Consider the following 20,445-nt stretch of genomic DNA (forward strand, 5'->3'; position numbering starts at 1 on the left):
CAAAGCCGAACTCGCCGCCACAACCTGGGCTTGACGATCAACCGTCCCCGCTCGACGGCCTTCGGCCACACCCTCGGGCAACCCGTCGTTCCGCTTCGGGAGTTGCTACAAACAGCGCGACGAACAGCCGAAGGTCTGTACCCACCCGCCCCGAGCCCGGTGGTCGGAGCCAGTGGCAGGAAAATGCGTCGACAGCGGCGCTCGGCACCCGGCAAAGTGGCCGCCCGTGACGAGCAGTGAGCTGTGGACCCGGGCAACCGCCGACCGCTACGACACCGAAGAGACCGAGATGTTCTCGGCCGCCGTTCTTGGACCGACTCTCGCCTTCCTCGCCGAGCTCGCCGGAGATGGCCGGGCTCTGGAGTTCGCCATCGGAACCGGACGAGTGGGCGTCCCGCTCCGGGAACGCGGCGTGCAGGTAGTGGGCATCGAACTGTCCGAGCACATGGCAGCGGCCCTACGGCGCAAGACCGACGAGGACACCCTCCCGGTAGCCATCGGGGACATGGCCACCACCATCGTCCCCGGCGAGTTCACCCTGGTCTATCTCGTCTACAACACCATCACGAACCTGCTCACGCAGGACGAGCAGGTCGAATGCTTCCGCAACGCCGCACATCATCTGGCGCCCGGCGGCCGATTCGTCATCGAGTTGGAGGTGCCACCGCTGCGGCTCCTGCCGCCGGGCCAGGTCGCGGTGCCGTTCGACGTCTCTGCACAACATCTCGGCTTCGACACCTTCGACCTGGTCAAGCAGATTCTCGTCTCGCACCACTTCACCCGCGACGGCGACGACGGCCGCTACCGCCGCGGCAACTCCCGGCATCGGTACGCCTGGCCGGCAGAGCTCGACCTGATGGCACGAATCGCTGGGCTCGAGCTGGAGCGTCGCGTCGGAGACTGGGACGGGGCGCCGTTCACCCAGGACTCCGCAAAGCACATCTCCGTATGGCGCAAGCCAACCTGAGGTCGGACACCGGGCCGTCAGCGTAAGCCGTGCCTGTCCTGAATCTCTTACCGGGAGTCCAGGCGTCGCCGGCAGATCAGTGCGCATCCGAGGGTGCGGAAGGCTTCGTGGATGTCGTCGCGTACTTCCCAGCGGATCCGCAAGCGGCGGAGCCAGTGCAGCTGGGCGAATGCTCGCTCAACGACCCAGCGTTGGGTGCCGAGTCCGGAGCCATGCTCGGTTCTCCGGCGGGCGATAGGCGGCTTCACGCCGAGATCCCGAACGAGGTGGCGGACTTGCCGTGGTCATTGCAGCGCGGCCGCCCAACACCACCTCCGGGCGGGGCCGGGGCCAGCCTCGCTTGCCCCACACCGGCGGTATCACCTGAAGTAGCGGGATCAGCTGGGTGACCTCGTTGCGGTTGCCGCCGGCCAAGGTGGCGGCGAGCAGGATACCCACGGCGTCGGTGCTCGGCCAGGCGGCGCCGGCAGGTCGTGCCCGGGCCGAAGCCGAGTTCCTGCGGCAGCTGTTCCCAGGCGATCCCGGTGTGCAAGACGAACAACGACGCCGCCCCCGGCATCAAACGGTGGGCGACGCTACTCGACCCGTGACGACCGGGCCGTGACCATCACATGAATCAAGCCCCGACGACCGCGCCCGCCCAGCATGGGGATGGCCCGACTTCACACCGACTGCCTGCCCGAAGGCTCTTCCCCAGCCGCGACATCGAGCGCTCCATCGTCGCCCTGGGCACGCCTCTCTGACCCACGACCACCTGAACTCCCCAACCTACGCGCTGGCTTCGCCTGCCTCCTGGCCGCGTTGCCCGCCGCAGGCGAACGCACCATCCGGGGCGCCCGATAGGTCGAGCGCGGCCAGGAAGACCCCATCGGCAACCCAAAACGTCGATCGGCGCGAACGTAAACGTCGTAGCCGCCCCCGGCGCCCGAGCCGCAGCGCCACGACCGACACGGCCCCGTAGATCTGGGTGCTTTACCGCATACATCGCTCTGACCTGCGCGAACACCCCTCACGGGGAGGTATCCCCAGCATTTCCCCATGATCATCAGAAGGTCCCCGCGTCCGGGCGCTTCAGACCGCTGTTGGTCATGGGTTGGGTCACGTGACCAACCGTCCCGCTCACGACGGGAAAGCCGAGTACCGTTCGATGCTCGCCCGCCCGGTGGATCGATCGAGTAGGCGCAGTTCCCACGGCCCCGTGTTGACATCGAAGTCCTTCCCAAACCCGACCCACTTGCCCGCCATGCGTCGGCTTGTCGGCTCGATCAGCATCTGGATGGCGCCGTAATACCGCGCACCCTGGTAGTAGCCGTCGGCCGCTGTCTGTTCCGTCCACGTACCCGCGATGACGTTCCGGTCTATGGTGAGGTCCAGAGACAACGGGCTGTCCGGATTGGTCGACGCTCCGGGTAGGCTCTGGGCCGTCAGCCGGTTGCCGTGTTGGACGATCACGACGTGGTGCTTGCAGTCGTACGTCTTGTCACGGCTGGACGAGTAGAGCTCATATCGGGACAGCCAGATGCCTGCGTACTCCCCTTGAGTCTCCGGCTCCGGGCTTGCGACGGCATCAGCCGTGCCGACTTCCCCGGCTTCCATGTCGTGACCTCCTGCGCCGTCCGAGTGGACGCGTGTCATGGGGATTGCGAACCCCAGCGACTCGGGTGTGCGGCCGGTGAACTTCTTCAGCGCTCGCGCATACAGCGGGCGACACGTCCTGGTCTGCCCGGATTCCCAGCGCTGCACGAGTCGCTTGGAAGCGTCGTTCGGTTCGCCCAGCTCCTTACCTGCGCCGCGTAGGCCCTGGGCAAACTCATCCTGGCCAAGTTCGGCCAGGCCATCGCCTACCTGGTGACGTGCGGCGAGAACCCGGACCTTCTCATGGGTCCGTCCGAGCAGGTGGACGAGGCATGGCACTCGTTCCTGCTCGACTCGATCCCGTACCACCACTTCACCGACCGGCACTTCGGCCGGTACATCCACCATGTCCCCAAGCTGGAGGACGGGCACGACTCGAAGAACGGCGGCCCGCTGGTCTTGGAGCAGACGATCGAAGCCATCAAGGCAGCCGGGTTCGAGATCGAGCCCGACGTGTGGGACATGAAGAGCACGGCCGACTGCAACCAGTGCCACGCCGGGTGCCACGACTCGCCCAAGTAGGACTGAACAGCGCGTGAGTTGGGGCTCACCCCCGTACGTTGGGGGTGGGCCCCGCCTGCCGGAAGGATCACCGCATGTCATTGGCCGAGTCCTGGGACAGGTACGCGGTCGGGAGCACGCCGCGTAGGACCGCGAATGCCAATGGAGATACGACCTGGCTGAACTGGACTCAGTACGCCGATCACGGGCCGAACGAGAGCGTTCTGGGTGCCGTCGTCGGGCACCGGGTGCTGGAACTCGGCTCGGGGAGTGGTAGCAACCTGGCACATTTGGTGACTCTCGGCGCGACAGGTATCGGAGTAGACGTTTCCCCCGCGCGTGAAGTTGTGGCACGAGAACGCTGGGGTGATCTGGACGGTCTTGAGTTTCGTACGGCGGAAGCGACGGCGTTCCTGAGCGAGACGAGCGAGATATTCGACATCGTGCTCTCGATCTTCGGTGCCGTGTGGTTCATCGATCCGGAGACGCTGCTCCCGCTGATCCGAGCCCGCATGGCATCGGGCGGCATCTTGGCATTTTCACACCTCCCTGCCGGGAGCCAGGGCCCGCAGCCAGGCCATGCAGGAATGCGGCACGACCACAGCCCAGGCGAGTGGGAGCGTCTTCTCGCGGACCACGGATTCACTGATGTGTCGGCGTCCGTCATCGATCCGCCAGAGGGCAGGACCGCAGGCACGATGTTCGTCCGCGCGGTGGGTCTCTGACCCGGCATTCCTGCCACCGAGCAACGCGTGACGGCGGCCCCTCAAGGTCCGTACACCAAGGGACCTGCCGGAACGTCCCTTTGCTGGTTGGCCTGTTCGCGCACCGGACGGGCCGGAAGCGACCGACCGGCGTGCAGCGCCGGGGGCCGTTGCGTTTGTGCAGGTGGGAGGCGGTTTCCTGCCCAGTGCCGGCCCAGGATTTCCCCAGCATGACACCCCTGATCGGCCCGAAACGGACCCGGACGGGCTGGAAGCCGATCACCGTCCGCGAGCCATCGAAAATGGACGCTGACCTGCGAAACCCTACTTCGGCAGGTTCCGCGCCATCACGATCCGCTGCACCTGATTCGTGCCTTCAGAAATCTCGAAATTACGGTCGCAGGCGACCCCGCCTGAGCCGCAGCCCGTGGGCGACCGCCCTTCCGGGGGCGAGAGTGGGGTGGCAGCGGGCCTGGATGGACGTCTTCGCGTCCACGCTGACGACGTACTCGTCCTCGCCTGGCGGCCGGCCCTGCCAGGTACGGGCGGACAGGTCCGGCACGCGCTCGGCTTCGGCCTTGAAGCCGGGGTCGGTGATGAAGATCCGGGAGCGGTGCTGCCGGGGCTTGGGCGCGTCCTCGGCCGGCCGGCTGCGCACGGTGGAAGCCGACACGAAAGTGGCGATTGCCCCGCGTCGTCGGCCCGTTCAGGCGGTGGTCGGCCGCCGGAAGGCGTCGGCGTTGCGCGCGCACCAGTCGGCGAACGTTCGTGGCCCGCGTCCGAGCAGCCGCTCCACGGTGTCGGTGCGAAACCCGACGGTGTCGGCGCGCATGAGCGTGAACCCCTCCGTGATGGCGTCGGCAAGCGCCTGGGGTGCTCCGTCGGGGAAGCGGGACCGGACGGCTTGAGCCGGTGTGGCCGCCGCACGGACCTCGATGTCGCGGCCCACCGCCTCGGCGATGATCCGAACCTGCTCGGTGACGGTGAGCGCCTCGTTGCCGGTGAGGGCGTACTCCTCACCTTGGTGGCCGTTTTCGGTGAGGACGAGGGCGGCGACGGCGGCGATGTCGGCGGGGTCGATCGGCGCGAAACGGCCCGGGCCGACAGGGTCGAGGACATAGCCTTCCGCGCGGATGGTGGGCGCCCATTCGAGGGCGTTGGTCGTGAAACCGCCGGGTCGCAGGATCGTGGCGGGTATGCCGGAGCCGCAGACGATCTCTTCGCGCTGGTGGTGCCAGCGGCCCATCGCGGGCATCGGGTCGCCGATGACGTTGATGGACGACAGGTGCACGATGTGGCTCACCCCGGCTGCTTTCGCGGCGGAGACGGCATGGGCGGTATGGGCGGTTCCGATGCCCGGTGTGAGCAGGAACAGTTCGTCGACGCCGTCGAAGGCGGGCGTCAGTGTCGCAGGCTCCCCCAGGTCGCCGACGACGCGTTCGGCGCGCTCGGGCAGTGTGGCGGCACGGGCGGGGTCGCGGACGAGGATGCGGAGCTTGGCGCCCTTCGCGTCGAGCTCGCGGACGAGCTCGCGGCCGATGTTTCCGGTGGCTCCGGTGACCAGTATCATCAGACTCCCTAGAGACGTTAGCCGTCTAACGATTGCCTTGAAGACGTTAGCCAGTAAATGATTAGCCGTCAATCGACCTTGCCGGCGGCCTGATCGGCTGGTTCCGCACATCCACCGGAGGCCGCGATGCCCGAGTTCCTGGACCTGCACGGCCGAACGTCCAAGGTGCTCCGGGCCCTGGCCGAGGGCGCCATGCGGCGCCATGGGCTGCACCTGGGACAGAACCTCCTGCTCGCGGCTCTGTGGGAACAGGACGGAAGCACACCAGGCGAGGTCGCCGCCGCCCTGAACGTCACGACGCCCACCGTCGTCAAGATGGCCACTCGGATGACCACCGCCGGACTGCTGACGCGCAGCCGCGACGACCGGGACAACCGCCTCGTACGGCTCTGGCTCACCGACGCGGGGCGTGCGCTGCAGGAACCGGTCGAGGCGGAACGGCGATTCATGGAGGAGAAGGTCACCGCGAACCTCACCGAAACCGAACGAGAGGCCCTCTTGAGCGCGCTGGCGAAGATCCACCGGTCGGCGAGTGAACTACTGGGCGCGCCCATCAACCACGTCGACTCGACCAACGCCTGACACTTCCGCGCCCACTACCCGGCCGGCTCCGACCCGTTCGAGGACAGGAGCCGGCCCACCGGCGGCTTCGCGAGCCCCCCGAGGATGCCTTGGACTGTGCGCGCGGCTGTGCCTATCGACTGGTGTCCGGGTTCCTTGAACCGACAGCGCCCGGCATGCAGCCCACACCGGAGGCCGAGGCCGGCAAGTTACGGTCCAAGCCAACGGGTGGCGAGCACTTCGCTCACCGGCTCTTTCGAAGCGATTGCTGGGCGTCCAGCCCCGCGTGGCGAACACGCTGAACGACACGCTTCGCGCGCGTGATGTACAGGTCATCCGTCTCATCGACGCCGTACGAGTCGAGTGGCAAGCCCAGACCCACGAGCCGGGTACCTGACTGGCCGCGGAGCTATCGCAGCGAAGCCAAGAAGTCAGCCCATTGTCCTTTGCCAAAGCCGATGTTCGACCCCTCAGGAACCTTCGAGTCCCGCGCCGCAACCTCCGCAGCGGCCGGCGCGATCTCGACACACGACCCGTCATCCACACTTCGGCTGGACTTGCGCCACTGAAGCTTCCCGGCTTTTTTGGCCACGGTTCCCCCAAAATCCTGCGCACCGATGAAGTGCAACTCGCCGCATTGCCATCACTCACGCACATGGACGAAAGCCCCGGCAGGCGCCCGACTGAACGTCCTCATCACGCTTCACTCACGTCGATGGCCACGCCAAGTTTGTTCCGTACGTGACGATACCGCTACCGAAGATCCTTGGGGACCCTTAAACCAAGATCACATATAGACCCACACGGGAGGCTTCGAAACGTTGCCGGAGCATGCAGCCGGAGAGTAGAAATCCCTTCGAAATAGAAGCATTCAGTTCACGCTACTTAAACGCACCGAGAAACGTCTCCCATGCACTTCCGCTGAACGCGAAGACAGGGCCCCGGACAAACTTCGAGTCGCGTGCGACAACGTAGCGCCCAGCCAGGGCAGCCTCCACGCAGGCGTGATCCGCATTGGAGTAAGAAGCCTTCCTGAAAGCGCCTATCGACTCGGATTTGCGCGCGACGCTCATCTGCTCTCCAGTTTTCGGATGTGCTTCTCAACGAATGCCAAGGTGTCTTGAGCCGAGAGCGCGGCTCGCTTCAGACGCTTGACGTGACGATCGATTTCCCGCAGATCACGAGGCTCTTCACTGATGGACCGCCGACCGACGACCGCATCCTGAACCAAGATCTTCGGAGCGTTGATGGCGTCGAACTGGAACACCGTGAACCCGGATCCCAGCGTTGCCGTAGCCAGCGTTTCGAAAGGGATCATATGTAGCTCCACATTTTCGAACCGCCCGATCCGCACAAGGTGATCGAACTGCTCGATCATGGTGGCCCTGCTTTTGACATGCATATGCAGGGCCGACTCGGTGAAGAAGCCCGTGAAGTGCAGCCGTTCGGGACCAAAAATCCTGCTCTGGCTTCGCTTCACACGCACCGTGGCATGAGCTTCCAGACGATCTTCGTCCTGCATACCCCAAGCCGCAGTCAAAGCGTACGCATACTCTTCGGTCTGCACGAGACCGTTCAGTCCCTGAGGCTGGTACTCGACGACGGCCGCAGCGGCATGCTCCAACTCGATGTAATCGCGATACGAAGCGCTGATCTCGTTCTCGAACTCACTCCACCAATGCCCATCGCCAGGCTCGTCCCGAACACTGCGCTCGAACAGGTCGACGAGCCGTTTCCGCTCATCCCCCTGGACTCGGTACAGGTCGAGCAGCTTCGTCAGGTTGTCGTTGTTGACGGCCCGCTTGGCATTCTCCATGCGGTTCACCAACGGCTCCGACACTCCGAGCGCCTCAGCCACCTGCTTCCCGGTGAGCGCCGACTTCTTCCGCAACATCTTGAGCTCGTCGGCAAGTTGGCGCTTCTCCAGCGTCAGCAACATCGAACCTCCCGGCCCCAGTCTGCTACGGCACACCCTCGTACCGCGAGGCGCCCAGCGGGCCTACCAAGCAGACTTGCCAAATTGCCAGAAAGAGAGGACGGTATCTGGCAGATCACCTACAGTGATTCTACTAACCCACTCAGTGGGCATGCTCACGCCGCTCTCCACGCAGCCCAGCGCCCTGCCGGGACGGCGCACGACTGGCGTACCGCAATCCCTTCGCCGGGTTCGGCCGCCAAGAGCCCGCCCACCCGCCACCAGAAAACTGCATCCACCATCCCGGCGTCACATGGGAGTCACCATGCTGCCGACCACCCTCAAACGGGACTTCCCGCTGACCGACATCTCCGTGAAGCTCGCGCGTGATTGCGTGCGGCGGTTTTGTGCGGATCGGCGGATCCCCGCTCATGCCACCGACTCGGCCGCGCTGATTGCCACCGAGTTGGCGACCAACGCGGTGCGACACGCGCAACGGGCCGCCACGCGCGCCGAGTTCACGGTGATCCTGACCCTCTGCGGCCGGCAACTCGACATCGCGGTGTGGGACTACCTGCCCTCGCCCTGCCCCAAACTGCGGGCGCTCGCGGACGTTCCGCTCGACGCCCGAAGCGGCCGGGGCCTCGCCCTCGTACAGACCGACGCGGCCGGATTCACCTGGTCTCGCACGGCCACCGGCAAGCTCGTCTCCGCCTGGATCGAGGTCGCCGCCGAATGCCCGACCCAGGTGCCCATCGGCGAGCAGCCGTCACTCTTCTGAACCACACGCCACACACGGGACCGGGCTCACTCCCTGCCGACACGGGAGCAGGGCAGTCCCAACTCACACCCCAACTCCCTTCATGCAAAAAGGAGTTCATTCGCCATGCACTACCTGCTGAAGCCCACCCGGGTCGCAGCCGCCGATCCCCCCAACCGCAATCCTTACGCCCCCTACCTCGCCGCCGCCGGCGAAACGTTCGACGTGATCGAAGTCGACGAACGCCTCGGCCGCGCCACCCTCGACGTCCTGCGCGCACGCGGCATCGACCCCGGCCCGGTCATCTTCGACCGCCGCCACCGCCGAATCGGCTTCCTCGTACCGCCCGACGCCACCCACACCCTCCCGACCCGCGAACGCCGAACCGGCCCCCGCCATCACGGCCACGGCTCCTGGATCACCATCCCCCAACCGAACGCCCTCCCCGGCGACCCCCTCATCTGGCTCGTGGCACCACCCGACGACGACACCCGAACCCCATGCACCCTGCGCTGCGTCCGGCGCGCGATCCAAGAAGCGGCCCGAGCCCTCTGACCCACCCTCGAACCGGTCACCATCCATCTCGCCATCCGACCCATCAAGTCGGCGCATCGGACACATCACCCTGAAGCCCAAGACAGCCCAACTGGACTCGAGCACACAACAGTTCGCCCGATACCGACCACATCGAAGCCCAACCACCGCGGATACCCGCGCGGCAGTCTCGGGACGACAAGCCGACCTCAACCGCCAAGCGCACACGCACGCAAGCCATCCGCAAGTCGGCCACAGCGCCACCGCAAGGTCGCACCGGCGGCCGGTGGCCCGGGCGGCCCGGCGGCTCCACAGCCGGGAGGCAAGTCCGCCACGCGGCCGAATCCGTACCACCCCCGCGCCCGGTTCCTCGTCCGCCACGCGGAAGCCCGGCCGCACCACCAGGGCCGGGCCATCCTCGGCAATCAGCCCTCCGCCAGCGCCTGCTTCCAGACCGGGCTGTCGAAGTAGTGGTTGTCGTACTGCTCGGAGCTGTCCCGGATGTCCTGGATGGTGGCCTCGCCGCGGTACACACGCTCCAGCAGGCGGTAGTAGTCGAAGCGGTCCATGCCGGGGGTGAACACCACGAGCATCTCGGCCTCGACGCCCGGAGCCGGCGCGAACGCGTGCGGCACGGTCGGCGGGACGGTCAGGAAGTCGCCGGTACCCAGGTTCACGATCTTGTCGTCGAGCAGGATCCGCATCTCGCCCTCCAGCACCAGGAACATCTCGGTCGCCTTGGTGTGGAAGTGCGCCGGCGCCCCGGGCGAGCCCTTCTTGAAGGTGGCCTTGTTCGCGGTCAGCGCGCCGCCGGTGGCGCCGGAGTCGGCGAGCAGGGTGATCAGGCTGAGCGCACCGTCCTGGATGTTCTCGGCGTTCGCGGCGCGGACGAGAACGGGGCTCTGCGGCTGCTGGGTGCTGGCGTTCATGCGGGCTCTCCTTGACTGTGGCTACCGGCCTACCGGCCTACCGGCTCACCGGCTCACCGGCCTACCGGTTCACCGGCTTCGTGCCGGTCGCCGTCGTGCTGACAAGGACAAATCTAAGCCCGCGATAGACCCACCAAGGGGTGCATTCCACTGCCATTTCGATGGGTCAATTCCACCGAGACCGGCGCCCGCCCCCACCTCCGCACGCGCCGCCGACCCGACCTACGCCACGGTGCGAAGCAGCCCACATCACGGGCGCTTTCAGCCACTCGATCGCCCGGCTGGACGTGCGCGCGGAACCCGATCGTGCTCAGCCTGCCCGCGATGCCGGGTCGGTACTGGCCGAGTGGAAAGCGCCTCGCAAAGCGCTTCGCACGGCGCGTCGCAATCCGGGTTCCCGGATATGACGATCCGTCAAACCCCGTACCCACCATCCACATCCAACTTCTGCCCGCTGATGAAACCCGCCCGGTCGGAAGCCAGGAAGCAGACCGCCTCGGCGATGTCCGCCGCGCGCCCGAACCGCCGCAACGGGATGTTGCCGCGCGCCACGTCCAACGCGCGCTCGTCCAGGTCGCCGCTGTCGATCAGCCGCGCCGCCATCCCGTCGGTGAGCATCCCGGGCCCGACGCTGTTCGCCCGCACCCCGAACCGCCCCTCCTCCGCCGCGATCCCGCGCACGATCGCCTCGACCGCGCTCTTCGTACAGGACGACAAGCCGTCCCGCACCGGAAACCGACTCGTGGCCGCCGTGGTGACCGCGACCAGGCTGCCGTTGCCCGCCGCGCGCAGATGCGGCAGCGCCGGGTGCACCAGGTTGAAGAACGCGGCGGCGTCGCCGTCGAGTTGCTCGCGATACTGGGCCGGCGTCACTCGACTCAGATGCAGCATCGGTACATGCGGCCCGGACGCGTACACCACGGTATGCACCCCGCCGAACTCCACCGCCGCCGCAGCCACGAACTCGGCCACGGCGCCCGCGTCCGTCAGATCGACCCGCCACGCGCGCGCCCGCCGGCCGTACTCGGTCCGCGCCTCCTCGGCCACCGCCTCGGTCGCCGCGGCCCCGTTCCGATACGTCACCGCCAGGTCCGCCCCGCGCGCGGCGAACATCCGACAGATCGCCGCACCGATCCCGCCCCCGGCCCCGACGACCACGACCGCCCCGGCTCGACCCGCGAAATCGTGTTCCACGACTGGCTCCCTGCTGTGCGACCCACACTGATCTGACGATCAGTCAGGAATATCCGCAGACCCCACACCTGTCAATGGATCCGCCCAGGTCATCGCCACAACGCGCGAACCCGAAGCCCCCCTGAATCTCGGCCCGCCGCTCCGGCCAGTCCGGCCACCCCCGAACCGCGCAGCCCACAGCAGGCACGCACACCCACTCACCCGCCCGCCCGCCCGCCGGCCCGCCCGTCGAACCGACCCCCTCCATCCCCCCTCCCATGCAAAATCCCTTTGCAAAGCTTCTTTGCAACTTCCCCCCAGCCCCATAAGCTCGATACGTGACCACGCCACAGCCCGAGCGCCAGGAGATCACCGACCTGGACGCGCTGCGCCTACTCGCGCACCCCCTGCGCTACCGGATCGCCAGGGCGCTGCGCGACGGCCCCGCCACCTCGACCACCCTGGGCCGCGCCCTGGGCCTGAGCAGCGGGCTGGCGAGCTACCACCTGCGGCAGTTGGCCCAGCACGGCTTCATCGAGGAGGCGCCCGAACTCGCCAAGGGCCGCGAACGCTGGTGGCGCGCGATCAAAACGGACCGCCGCTTTCCGCCGCGCAGTGCACAGACCACCGAAATGCGGGCCGTCTTCGACGAGATGACCCGCCTCGACCTCGCCGCCGACCTCGAACAACTGGCCCGGCTACGGATCGAGGGCACCGACCTGCCCGGCGATTGGGCCGACGCGGTGCCGTTCTCGCACAGCGAGATCAACGTGACCTTCGACGAACTCCTCGAATTCTTCGAGGAGTACATCGCCCTGCTCTACCGCTACAAACGCGCCTCCGAGGACACCCCACCCGAGGCCCGCACCGTACTGACCCGCTTCTTCGCCTACCCGGAGCCCTCCGAGCCCGCACCGGAGCGCGCACCAAAAGCCGCACCAGAGACCCCGTCCGCCCAGGACGAGCCCCCTACCAACACCTGACCGAACCGAACCGAACCGACCGAACCGAACCCCACCCAGCGCCACCCCAGCGCCACCCCGGCACCACCCCGGCCCCACCAACGACTCCGGGCCGTCGAGTTGCAGCTCGACGGCCCGGATGGCGGAGGCCGCACCCCACGTCCGCGAGGACGTGTCTTCACGCGCGCGCCCATCCATCCACGAGGAGAACATCCCGTGTTCCGTACAGGCAAGTCGATCGACCATGCCCGCGGCCGATCGGCCGGGCCCGCGAGCGGCAACCGCCGCGCCTGGCTGGTACTGCTCGGCTGGCTGATCCTGATCGCCATCGCCGTCCCACTGTCGGCGCAACGCTCGGCTCGGGCCCACGACGACGCGACCGTCGAACTCCCGCGCGGCGCCGAGTCCACGAAGGTCGCCGAGCTGACCGACCGCTTCCCCGACGGCAAGCTCGCGGACGGCATCCTGGTCTACGCCCGCCCCGGCGGCCTCGGCCCCGCCGACCTGGCCAAGGTCGAGGCCGACCGCGCCGCGCTCGCCGACGTCGCGCGCGGCCCGATCGCCGCCCCCGGCCGGTCCACCGACGGCGCCGCGGTCACCCTGGTCGTACCGCTCGACAACAAGGCCCGGGACGGCCGTACACCCGCCGACGAGGCCCGCAAGGTCCGCGACCGGGCCCGCACCGACCTCCCGGACGGGCTGACCGTACGACTGACCGGCCCGGCCGGGAACGCCCTCGACGCCTCGGACGCCCTCGAAAGCACCGGCCACACGCTGACCCTGGTGACCGTAATCGTGGTCGCCGTCCTGCTCCTGTTCACCTACCGCAGCCCGGTTCTGTGGCTGCTACCGCTGCTCTGCGTCGGCGTCGCCCTACTGCTCAGCCGAGCCGTCGGCCACCTCCTGGAACGCTTCGCCCACCTGACCGCCGACGACGGCAACACCATCACCGTCACCGCGCTGCTCTTCGGCGTCGGCACGGACTATGCGATGCTCCTGCTCGCCCGCTACCGCGAGGAACTGCTGCGGCACGCCGGCCCGTACACCGCGATGCGGGTCGCGCTGCGTCGCGCGCTGCCGTCGATCGCCGGGTCCGCCGCGACGGTCGCCGTCGCATTGTTGTGCCTGCTCGCCGCCGACATGGGCTTCAACCACACGCTCGGCCCAGCCGGCGCGATCGCGGTCGGCTGTGGCTTCGTGGTGATCGCCACCCTGTTCCCGGCGCTGCTCGTGGTGCTCGGCCGCTGGGTGTTCTGGCCGGTCGTACCGCGCCACGGCGCCGAGCCGCCCGCCCGCCACTCGATCTGGCCGCGCCTCGGTCGCGGGATCGCCGGTCGGCCGCGCCTGGTCTGGGTCGGCGCGAGCCTGGCGCTCGGCGTACTGGCCCTCGGCGCACTCGGCGTCAAGACCGGCCTGGACGACGCGCACACCGTCGTCGGCAAGCCCGACTCGATCGCCGGCCAACGGCTCCTGGCCGCCCACTTCCCGGCAGGGCAAAGTCGCCCGGTACGCGTCATCGCCGACGCCGGAGCAGCCGACGCAATCACCACGGCCCTGCAACGCGTCCCCGGCGTAACCCCGGTGTCCAAGCCCCCGAACCACTCCGCAGACGGCACACTCGTCGAGGTACGCGCGATACTCGACGTCCCCTCCGACAGCGACGCCGCCAACACCCGCTTGACCGCGATCAAATCCGCCGTACACGCCGTCCCGGGCGCCCACGCCCTGGTCGGCGGCCCCACCGCAACCGGCGCGGACAAAGACAAGGCCCAAGCCCACGACCGACGCACGGTCATCCCACTCGTGATCGCCGTCGTATTCCTGACCCTCGTCCTACTCCTCCGCGGCGCCCTCGTCGCCCCGCTGCTCCTGACCGCGACCGTCCTGCTCTCCTACCTCGCCGCCCTCGGCCTGAGCCGACAACTCTTCGAACACGTCCTCGACTTCCCGGCCATGGACGTGCAAATCATGCTGGTCGGCTTCCTGTTCCTGGTCGCCTTGGGCGCCGACTACAACATCTTCCTCATCTCCCGAATCCGCGAGGAATCCGAACACCGCACCCACACCCAGGCGGTACTCGCCGGCCTGACCGCCACCGGCGGCGTGATCACCAGCGCCGGCGCGGTCCTGGCCGCCACGTTCGCCGCCCTGACCGGAGCCCCCCAGGTCGCCTTCATCCAAATCGGCGCCCTGGTAGCCATCGGCGTGCTGATCGACACCTTCCTGGTCCGCTCGATCCTGGTGCCGGCCCTGGCCCTCGACACGGGCAACACCTTCTGGTGGCCGACCCGCCCCCGAGTCCCGACCACGACCCGCACGAAGATCCCGGTGTCCGGCTGAGCGGGACAAGGATCACGTAGCGTGGGGTCCGCCGGACACGACGATCAGCGGAGACGTTCCTCGCCGGGAGGCCGAACCGACATGGCGTTGCCACCAGCCGAAACCGACCCGTCGGACCCCTCCGGCCCCATCCCGATCCTGGACGTCGCCGGCGACGACTACCGCCGAGCCTTCGAACTCTTCCTCGCCGGCTCCGACGAAAAGGCGGTGACCCACGCCCGACTGACCGCCCTGGTCGAACAGTTGCCCCGTCGTGCGGTGTTCCTCGACGTCGGGGCCGGGTCCGGGGCGACCACGCGGCACGTGGGCGGCTACTTCGAGCGCACGATCGCCATCGAGCCCAGCGCCTACATGCGCCGCGCGCTCCGCCTCGCCTGTCCGGAGGCGGAGGTGCTGAGCGATCCCGTCGAGACGGCGACCCCGGGTGCCCTCGCCGATTTCGCGCTGTGCTCGCACATGCTCTACTACCTGCCGCAGTCGCGGTGGCTGCCCACGGTGCGACGTCTGCTGGGCTGGGTCCGGCCGGGCGGCGAACTCGTCCTGGCACTACAGAATCCGAACAACGAGTGCATGCGCATGGTGCGGCACTTCCACGACGTTCGCTTCGATCTGTCGGCGACGGCGGACGCGCTGCGGGCGGGCAACGAGGACCTCGTCGAGCACTGCGAGGTCGAGACCCTGCCCGTCCGCTTCCGCGCCGACAACCCGGCCGACACCCTCGCGGTGGCCGAGTTCATGGTGAACGTCCCGGACCTGGCCGAGCGGACTGCCCGGCCGAGCCGAAAGGACCTCGAACAGTACGTAGTGACCCACTTCGCCGACCCGGACGGCGCCGGCTTCGCCATCGGGCACGACCACGACATCATGCGTATCCGGCGGTCCGCGCACCCCTGAGCCGGTGCGGGCGCTTGCGGTCCGGAAAGCCGCCCGCACCGGGCGTGGCCACAGCGGGTGGGGCGACCCGCTACAGGCTCCCCGCCAACGCCTCCTCGTTCTCCTCCGCAAACCCGAACTGCGTCGAGTGCACCCAGGCCCGCTTCAAGAACAGATGCACATCCACCTCCCAGGTGAAGCCCATCCCCCCGTGCACCTGAGTCGCGTCCTTCCCATTCCGCGTAGCCGCGTCGTCCCCCATCACCTTCGCCGTCAGCACCGCGACCTCCGCGTCCCCCACCGCCGGATCATCCAGCGTCACGGCCGCCGCATACACCGCCGCCCGGGCGATCTCGGTCCGTACCAACATCTCCGCGCACAGGTGCTTGACCGCCTGGAACCCACCGATCACCCGCCCGAACTGCTCCCGCTCCTTGGCATAATGCGTGGCCAACTCGGTAAGCCGCCCGGCGATCCCCAGCTGAAGCGCCCCCGTGAGCACCGCTCCGATTCGTCGCCACTGCTCCGCAACGAGAGCATCGGCCACCAACTCACCCACCGGCAGCTCGTCCACCGCCGTCACCGGCGTAAACGGATCCACGGGATGCGCGACCCGCTCACCCCGCACCTCCGCCGGATCAACCAGCCGAACACCCTCACCCGTCAGCACCAACAACCAATCCAGCGCATCCAGATGCTCCACCAGCAACGGCCACGAGTCACCCTCGACCAGCCCGACCACCGCGTCACCCGAAGCCGCCGCGGCCCCGACCGCCGCCGGCAACGAAGCCGCCAGATGCGTGGCCACCAACGGCCCGGGCAACAACACCCGCCCGGCCTCCTCGTACACCAGCGCCGCCTCGGCCACCCCGAGCCCGACCCCGCCCGCTTCCTCCGCGACCCGCAGCGCAAAGAAGCCGGTATCGGCCAGCTCTCGCCAAAGCCCCCGATCCACCATGCCAGGCACCCGCGCCACCCCCGGCGCACCGTCCACCAACACCCGCATCCGCTCCCGGCCGAACCGCCCCTCGCAGAACTCCCTTACGCCGGCCCGCAGATCGCGCTGATCCTCACTCAACTGAAAATCCATGCCCGCCGCCCTCACTCAGCCGAAAACCCATGGCCCGAAGCCCAACATCCGGGAGCCAAAAGCCCGGAAGTCCAACGCCCGGAAGTCCAACGCCCGGAAGTCCAACGCCCGGAAGCTCAACACCCGGAGGCCCACCCGAAGCCCAACACCCCGAACCCCCACCGCAGCCCGAACCCCCAAGCCCCAAGCCCCCCATCACCGCTCCTTCGGCAGCCCGAGAATCCGCTCCCCCACGATGTTGCGCTGAATCTGCGACGTCCCCGCCGCGATCGTGTACGACAACGACGAAAGCCGCTCGTCCATCAACGCCCCACTCGGCAAGCCCGCAACGTCGTCCACGGCCAAAGCCGCCCGCCCCAGCAACCGATGCGCCAGGTCGTACACCTTCTGCTTCGTCTCCGAGAACCGCAGCTTGAACACCGAGCCGCCGACCCCCGGCACCCCGGACCGCTGCGCCTCGGACACGTTCCACTTCGTCAACGCCCAAAGCGCCTCGAACTCTGCGGTCAAATGGCCGAGTTCGCGCCGCAACGCAACGTCGTCCCAGGCACTCGCACTTGCCCGAGGCCGCCGATTCATCTTCTTCGCCAGCGCCGCGAGTTCGCGCAACAACCGCTGGCAGGCCACCACTTCGCTGACGAACGCGGTACCGCGCTCGAACGACAGCGTCACCATGGTGACCCGCCAGCCGTCGTTCTCCTCGCCGACCCGGTTCGCCACCGGCACCCGCACATCGTCGAAGAACACCTCGGCGAACTCCGAGGTGCCCATCACCGTCTCCAGCGGCCGGATCGTGATCCCCGGCACGTCCATCGGCACGATCAACCAGGTGATCCCCTTGTGCTTGGGGGCGTCCGGGTCGGTACGTACCAACATCTCGCAGTAGTCGGCCACTTCGGCGTGCGAGGTCCAGATCTTGGACCCGTTGATCACGTAGTCGTCGCCGTCCCGCACCGCCCGGGTCCGCAACGACGCCAGGTCGCTACCCGCACCCGGCTCGGAAAAGCCCTGGCACCACACGTCGTCCCCACGCAGGATGCCCGGCAGATACCGCCGCCGCTGCTCCTGCGTCCCGGCCGCGTCGATGGTCGGACCCGCGTGCAGCAGACCCACGAAGTTGGCGCCCACGTAGGGCGCACCGGCCCGCTCGGTCTCCTCCAGGAAGATCAGATGCTCGGTCGGCGTGGCCCCCTTGCCGCCGGCCTCGATCGACCAGTGCAGGCCCGCGTACCCGGCGTCGAACAGCAGCCGCTGCCACGCCGTGTCATAGGCACGCCGCCCCGGCCAATCGTTGCGATCGGGCTTGGCGGGCAACAGCGGGATGGCCTGATCGAGCCACGCGCGCAACTCCGCGCGAAAGCCCTCCTCGGCCTCGGTGTACCGCAGATCCATGGTTCTCGACTCCCTGTCGAAGGGCCAAAGCCGGAAACGAACCAACCGGCGAACAGACAAACCAACCGGCCGAAAAATCAACCACCCGTCCGGCTCAACCCCCGGCCCCGTACACCGGGGTCGGCGCAGGAGCCTGATCGAGCAACTTCGCCACCACCGGCCCCAACTCACTCGGCTCCCAGCGCCGCCCCGCCGTCGCCTCCGGGCCGTGTTGCCACCCCGTCGCGACCGAGACCTTGTCCCCCTCGACCTCGAACACCCGCCCGGTCACCGCGCGCGACTCGGCCGAGCCGAGCCAGACCACCAGCGGCGAGACGTTCGCCGGGTCGTAGAAGTCGAAGCCGCCGTCCTCGGGCTTCTTCACCAGGTCGGGCATCGCCTCCTCGGTCATCCGCGTACGCGCGGCCGGCGCGATCGCATTGGCCGTGACCCCGTAGCGGCCCATCTCCACCGCCGCGATCTGGGTCAGACACGTGATGCCGGCCTTGGCCGCGGCATAGTTCCCCTGCCCGACCGAGCCCATCAGCCCCGCGCCCGACGTGGTGTTGATCAGCCGCGCGTCGACCGTGTGGCCCGCCTTGGCCTGCGCGCGCCAGTACGCGCCCGCGTGCCGCATCACCGCGAAGTGCCCCTTCAGATGCACTCGCACGACGGCGTCGAACTCGTCCTCACCCAACGAGACCAGCATCCGGTCGCGCAGGAAGCCCGCGTTGTTCACCACCACGTCCAACCGGCCGAACGCCTCAACGGCCGTCCGTACCAGGCGCTCCGCGCCCGCCCAGTCCGCGACGTCGTCCGCGTTGAGCACCGCCCGGCCGCCGAGCGCCTCGATGTCGGCCACCACCTGCTGGGCCGGGCCGAGCGAGCGCCCGTCGCCCTGGCGCGAGGCGCCGATGTCGTTGACCACCACGTATGCGCCCTCCCGGGCGAATGCCAGCGCGTGTTCACGCCCGATACCGCCGCCGGCACCGGTGACGACGACCACGCGCCCCTCGCAGATCCCACTCATTCCAGGCCCCTCCGGTGTGCTGCCGACGAGTCGAAATACCTTGGAAGCGGCCCGCCGAGATGTCGACGAGCCGCTCCGTGCCACCGCACCGCGCAAACCACCACCGTGGCCCCGCGCCGCGTCCGTACCGATCGGGAGCCGGCTCCGAGAGCGGAGCGCCATGCCCGCAATCGCCAAACGATCAGCCACCCGGCGTGCATGCAGGCTTCAGTGCCGGCGCGGTGTGCTCACGCACCGACCCGATCCCGATCGAAATCCACATCGAGCATCCGAATCGCATTCCCCCGGATGATCTTGTAGACCGTCTCCGCACTCAGCCCCGCGAGATGCTCCTCGGCAATCTTCTTCGTATCCGGCCACGTCGAATCCACGTGCGGATAATCCGTCTCGAACGTCACGTTGTCCTCGCCGATCACGTCCAGCGAGTTCACCCCGTGCCGATCCCGGAAGAAACACGCGAACATGTTCCGCCGGAAGTAGTACGACGGTGCCTCGGGCAACACCTCACCCGTGACCGCCCACGCGCGGTGCTCCAGCCAGACGTCGTCCATTCGCTCCAGGGCGTACGGAATCCAGCCCATCTGCCCCTCGGAGTAGGCCAGTTTGATCTTCGGGAACCGAGCCGGAATCCCCGCGAAGATGAAGTCGGCCATCGAGGCCATCGCATTGTTGAAGCTCAGCGACGCCTGTACCGCCGCCGGCGCATCGGGCGACGCGGCCGGCATCGTCGACGAGGACCCGATGTGCATATTGATCGTCACGCCCAAGTCGGCGCAGATCTCGAAGAACGGATCCCAATACCCGGTATGAATACTGGGCAGCCCCAGAAACGCCGGAATCTCGGAGAAGCACACGGCGGTGACCCCGCGCGCACGATTGCGCTCGACCTCCTCGACCGCGAGCCGGACATCCCACAGCGGGATGATGATCAACGGGATGAGCCGCCCACCGGAGTCGCCGCACCACTCCTCGACCATCCAGTCGTTGTACGCGCGCACGCACGCGAGCGCGACCTCCTTGTCCGCGGCCTCCGAGAAGGTCTGGCCGCAGAAACGCGGGAAGGTCGGGAAGCACAGCGAGGCCTCGACATGGTTGACGTCCATGTCCTTGAGCCGCTCGGCCGGGTCGTACAGCCCGGGGCGCATCTCGCCGCGGGTGATGCCCTCGAGCGTCATCTCGTCGCGGCTGAATCCGACGGCGGCGATGTTGCGCTTGTACGGAAAGCGCAGATCCTCGTAGAACCACCAGTCGGCGAGCGGGCCGTCCGGGTCGGTGGTGATCTTGTAGCTCGCCCCGGTGTACTCCAGCGTGCCGATGCCCGTGGTGACCGGCTTCGGGCCACGCTCGTGGTACTTCTTCGGCAACCAGCGCTCGAACAGGTGTGCCGGTTCGATGACATGGTCGTCCACGCTGATGATCTTCGGCAGTTCGCCGAAGGAGTTTCCGGACCGCGTGGCAGCCTGTCCGGGCTGGTTGGTGCTCATCGGCCCCTCCCGCTCACTGAAATCTGATGGACCGTCAGATTTAGCG

General features: G+C 68.0%; 22 protein-coding genes. 9 read left to right on the forward strand and 13 right to left on the reverse strand.

The annotated features are described in order from the left end of the window. Positions 1 to 226 precede the first annotated feature (226 nt). Positions 227 to 967 carry a class I SAM-dependent DNA methyltransferase gene (locus tag ABIA38_RS33265; RefSeq protein ID WP_424642631.1) on the forward strand — a complete coding sequence of 247 codons (741 nt, stop codon included), beginning with the start codon at positions 227 to 229 and terminating at the stop codon, positions 965 to 967. 47 nt (positions 968 to 1,014) lie between these two features. Here ABIA38_RS33265 and ABIA38_RS33270 read toward each other — a convergent pair whose 3' ends face one another. Both ABIA38_RS33270 and ABIA38_RS33275 read right to left on the reverse strand, forming a co-directional pair. Further along, positions 1,015 to 1,215 carry a transposase gene (locus ABIA38_RS33270; RefSeq protein WP_424642632.1) on the reverse strand — a complete coding sequence of 67 codons (201 nt, stop codon included), beginning with the start codon at positions 1,213 to 1,215 and terminating at the stop codon, positions 1,015 to 1,017. An 871-nt stretch (positions 1,216 to 2,086) separates the two neighbouring features. After that, entirely contained in the window at positions 2,087 to 2,800 is a 714-nt protein-coding gene (locus tag ABIA38_RS33275) for an XRE family transcriptional regulator (protein ID WP_424642755.1), read from the reverse strand. 45 nt (positions 2,801 to 2,845) lie between these two features. Between ABIA38_RS33275 and ABIA38_RS33280 the strand changes: the two genes are divergently transcribed. Further along, a complete protein-coding gene (locus tag ABIA38_RS33280) occupies positions 2,846 to 3,124 on the forward strand; it encodes a hypothetical protein (protein WP_424642633.1) in 279 nt (92 codons plus the stop codon). A gap of 74 nt (positions 3,125 to 3,198) precedes the next feature. Then, on the forward strand, positions 3,199 to 3,828 hold the full coding sequence (locus ABIA38_RS33285; RefSeq protein WP_424642634.1) for a class I SAM-dependent methyltransferase: 630 nt from the start codon (positions 3,199 to 3,201) through the stop codon (positions 3,826 to 3,828). A 370-nt stretch (positions 3,829 to 4,198) separates the two neighbouring features. On the opposite strand, the gene ABIA38_RS33290 is transcribed toward ABIA38_RS33285, so the two are convergent. Both ABIA38_RS33290 and ABIA38_RS33295 read right to left on the reverse strand, forming a co-directional pair. Further along, positions 4,199 to 4,480 carry a hypothetical protein gene (locus tag ABIA38_RS33290; protein WP_424642635.1) on the reverse strand — a complete coding sequence of 94 codons (282 nt, stop codon included), beginning with the start codon at positions 4,478 to 4,480 and terminating at the stop codon, positions 4,199 to 4,201. A gap of 33 nt (positions 4,481 to 4,513) precedes the next feature. After that, positions 4,514 to 5,377 carry an NAD(P)H-binding protein gene (locus ABIA38_RS33295; RefSeq protein WP_424642636.1) on the reverse strand — a complete coding sequence of 288 codons (864 nt, stop codon included), beginning with the start codon at positions 5,375 to 5,377 and terminating at the stop codon, positions 4,514 to 4,516. 126 nt (positions 5,378 to 5,503) lie between these two features. Here ABIA38_RS33295 and ABIA38_RS33300 point away from each other — a divergent pair, with 126 nt between their 5' ends. Further along, a complete protein-coding gene (locus ABIA38_RS33300; protein WP_424642637.1) occupies positions 5,504 to 5,959 on the forward strand; it encodes a MarR family winged helix-turn-helix transcriptional regulator in 456 nt (151 codons plus the stop codon). A 388-nt stretch (positions 5,960 to 6,347) separates the two neighbouring features. Here the strand turns inward: ABIA38_RS33300 and ABIA38_RS33305 are convergent, their stop codons facing one another. From ABIA38_RS33305 to ABIA38_RS33315, 3 genes are all read right to left on the reverse strand, one after another. Then, positions 6,348 to 6,530 (reverse strand): DUF397 domain-containing protein, encoded by a 183-nt coding sequence (locus ABIA38_RS33305; RefSeq protein ID WP_424642756.1) that lies wholly within the window; start codon positions 6,528 to 6,530, stop codon positions 6,348 to 6,350. Positions 6,531 to 6,819: 289 nt separating this feature from the next. Continuing rightward, positions 6,820 to 7,011 carry a DUF397 domain-containing protein gene (locus ABIA38_RS33310; protein WP_424642638.1) on the reverse strand — a complete coding sequence of 64 codons (192 nt, stop codon included), beginning with the start codon at positions 7,009 to 7,011 and terminating at the stop codon, positions 6,820 to 6,822. Next, a complete protein-coding gene (locus ABIA38_RS33315) occupies positions 7,008 to 7,877 on the reverse strand; it encodes a helix-turn-helix domain-containing protein (protein ID WP_424642639.1) in 870 nt (289 codons plus the stop codon). The genes ABIA38_RS33310 and ABIA38_RS33315 overlap by 4 nt, the downstream gene beginning before the upstream one ends. A gap of 301 nt (positions 7,878 to 8,178) precedes the next feature. Here ABIA38_RS33315 and ABIA38_RS33320 point away from each other — a divergent pair, with 301 nt between their 5' ends. Both ABIA38_RS33320 and ABIA38_RS33325 read left to right on the forward strand, forming a co-directional pair. After that, a complete protein-coding gene (locus ABIA38_RS33320) occupies positions 8,179 to 8,634 on the forward strand; it encodes an ATP-binding protein (RefSeq protein ID WP_424642640.1) in 456 nt (151 codons plus the stop codon). Positions 8,635 to 8,739: 105 nt separating this feature from the next. After that, the gene (locus tag ABIA38_RS33325; RefSeq protein WP_424642641.1) at positions 8,740 to 9,168 is read left to right on the forward strand and encodes a hypothetical protein; all 429 of its coding nucleotides are present in this window, start codon (positions 8,740 to 8,742) and stop codon (positions 9,166 to 9,168) included. A 404-nt stretch (positions 9,169 to 9,572) separates the two neighbouring features. Here the strand turns inward: ABIA38_RS33325 and ABIA38_RS33330 are convergent, their stop codons facing one another. Both ABIA38_RS33330 and ABIA38_RS33335 read right to left on the reverse strand, forming a co-directional pair. After that, on the reverse strand, positions 9,573 to 10,076 hold the full coding sequence (locus ABIA38_RS33330; RefSeq protein ID WP_424642642.1) for a cupin domain-containing protein: 504 nt from the start codon (positions 10,074 to 10,076) through the stop codon (positions 9,573 to 9,575). Positions 10,077 to 10,490: 414 nt separating this feature from the next. Continuing rightward, positions 10,491 to 11,270, reverse strand: coding sequence for an SDR family NAD(P)-dependent oxidoreductase (locus tag ABIA38_RS33335; protein ID WP_424642643.1), 780 nt, complete (start codon positions 11,268 to 11,270; stop codon positions 10,491 to 10,493). Positions 11,271 to 11,587: 317 nt separating this feature from the next. Here ABIA38_RS33335 and ABIA38_RS33340 point away from each other — a divergent pair, with 317 nt between their 5' ends. The 3 genes from ABIA38_RS33340 to ABIA38_RS33350 all read left to right on the forward strand — a co-directional run bounded on the left by ABIA38_RS33340 (position 11,588) and on the right by ABIA38_RS33350 (position 15,445). Beyond that, a complete protein-coding gene (locus tag ABIA38_RS33340) occupies positions 11,588 to 12,232 on the forward strand; it encodes a helix-turn-helix domain-containing protein (RefSeq protein WP_424642644.1) in 645 nt (214 codons plus the stop codon). Positions 12,233 to 12,427: 195 nt separating this feature from the next. Further along, positions 12,428 to 14,551, forward strand: coding sequence for an MMPL family transporter (locus ABIA38_RS33345; protein ID WP_424642645.1), 2,124 nt, complete (start codon positions 12,428 to 12,430; stop codon positions 14,549 to 14,551). An 81-nt stretch (positions 14,552 to 14,632) separates the two neighbouring features. Further along, positions 14,633 to 15,445: a class I SAM-dependent methyltransferase gene (locus ABIA38_RS33350; protein WP_424642646.1), complete on the forward strand. Its 813-nt coding sequence runs from the start codon at positions 14,633 to 14,635 to the stop codon at positions 15,443 to 15,445. A 70-nt stretch (positions 15,446 to 15,515) separates the two neighbouring features. Here the strand turns inward: ABIA38_RS33350 and ABIA38_RS33355 are convergent, their stop codons facing one another. The 4 genes from ABIA38_RS33355 to ABIA38_RS33370 all read right to left on the reverse strand — a co-directional run bounded on the left by ABIA38_RS33355 (position 15,516) and on the right by ABIA38_RS33370 (position 20,399). Further along, positions 15,516 to 16,502 carry an acyl-CoA dehydrogenase family protein gene (locus tag ABIA38_RS33355; RefSeq protein WP_424642647.1) on the reverse strand — a complete coding sequence of 329 codons (987 nt, stop codon included), beginning with the start codon at positions 16,500 to 16,502 and terminating at the stop codon, positions 15,516 to 15,518. Positions 16,503 to 16,709: 207 nt separating this feature from the next. Continuing rightward, positions 16,710 to 17,906 (reverse strand): acyl-CoA dehydrogenase, encoded by a 1,197-nt coding sequence (locus ABIA38_RS33360; protein ID WP_424642648.1) that lies wholly within the window; start codon positions 17,904 to 17,906, stop codon positions 16,710 to 16,712. Positions 17,907 to 18,000: 94 nt separating this feature from the next. Further along, positions 18,001 to 18,915 (reverse strand): SDR family oxidoreductase, encoded by a 915-nt coding sequence (locus ABIA38_RS33365; protein ID WP_424642649.1) that lies wholly within the window; start codon positions 18,913 to 18,915, stop codon positions 18,001 to 18,003. Between the two features lie 227 nt (positions 18,916 to 19,142). Next, entirely contained in the window at positions 19,143 to 20,399 is a 1,257-nt protein-coding gene (locus tag ABIA38_RS33370) for an amidohydrolase family protein (protein ID WP_424642650.1), read from the reverse strand. Positions 20,400 to 20,445 lie beyond the last annotated feature (46 nt).

This window comes from Embleya sp. AB8 (assembly GCF_049739465.1).
GTDB lineage: Bacteria > Actinomycetota > Actinomycetes > Streptomycetales > Streptomycetaceae > Embleya.

Bases quoted from the DNA above. Each gene is read 5' to 3' on its own strand.
- ABIA38_RS33280 (WP_424642633.1), top strand. From the start codon at position 2,846: ATGGGTCCGTCCGAGCAGGTGGACGAGGCATGGCACTCGTTCCTGCTC.
- ABIA38_RS33285 (WP_424642634.1), top strand. From the start codon at position 3,199: ATGTCATTGGCCGAGTCCTGGGACAGGTACGCGGTCGGGAGCACGCCG.
- ABIA38_RS33295 (WP_424642636.1), bottom strand. From the start codon at position 5,377: ATGATACTGGTCACCGGAGCCACCGGAAACATCGGCCGCGAGCTCGTC.
- ABIA38_RS33300 (WP_424642637.1), top strand. From the start codon at position 5,504: ATGCCCGAGTTCCTGGACCTGCACGGCCGAACGTCCAAGGTGCTCCGG.
- ABIA38_RS33310 (WP_424642638.1), bottom strand. From the start codon at position 7,011: ATGAGCGTCGCGCGCAAATCCGAGTCGATAGGCGCTTTCAGGAAGGCT.
- ABIA38_RS33315 (WP_424642639.1), bottom strand. From the start codon at position 7,877: ATGTTGCTGACGCTGGAGAAGCGCCAACTTGCCGACGAGCTCAAGATG.
- ABIA38_RS33320 (WP_424642640.1), top strand. From the start codon at position 8,179: ATGCTGCCGACCACCCTCAAACGGGACTTCCCGCTGACCGACATCTCC.
- ABIA38_RS33325 (WP_424642641.1), top strand. From the start codon at position 8,740: ATGCACTACCTGCTGAAGCCCACCCGGGTCGCAGCCGCCGATCCCCCC.
- ABIA38_RS33330 (WP_424642642.1), bottom strand. From the start codon at position 10,076: ATGAACGCCAGCACCCAGCAGCCGCAGAGCCCCGTTCTCGTCCGCGCC.
- ABIA38_RS33350 (WP_424642646.1), top strand. From the start codon at position 14,633: ATGGCGTTGCCACCAGCCGAAACCGACCCGTCGGACCCCTCCGGCCCC.
- ABIA38_RS33360 (WP_424642648.1), bottom strand. From the start codon at position 17,906: ATGGATCTGCGGTACACCGAGGCCGAGGAGGGCTTTCGCGCGGAGTTG.
- ABIA38_RS33365 (WP_424642649.1), bottom strand. From the start codon at position 18,915: ATGAGTGGGATCTGCGAGGGGCGCGTGGTCGTCGTCACCGGTGCCGGC.
- ABIA38_RS33370 (WP_424642650.1), bottom strand. From the start codon at position 20,399: ATGAGCACCAACCAGCCCGGACAGGCTGCCACGCGGTCCGGAAACTCC.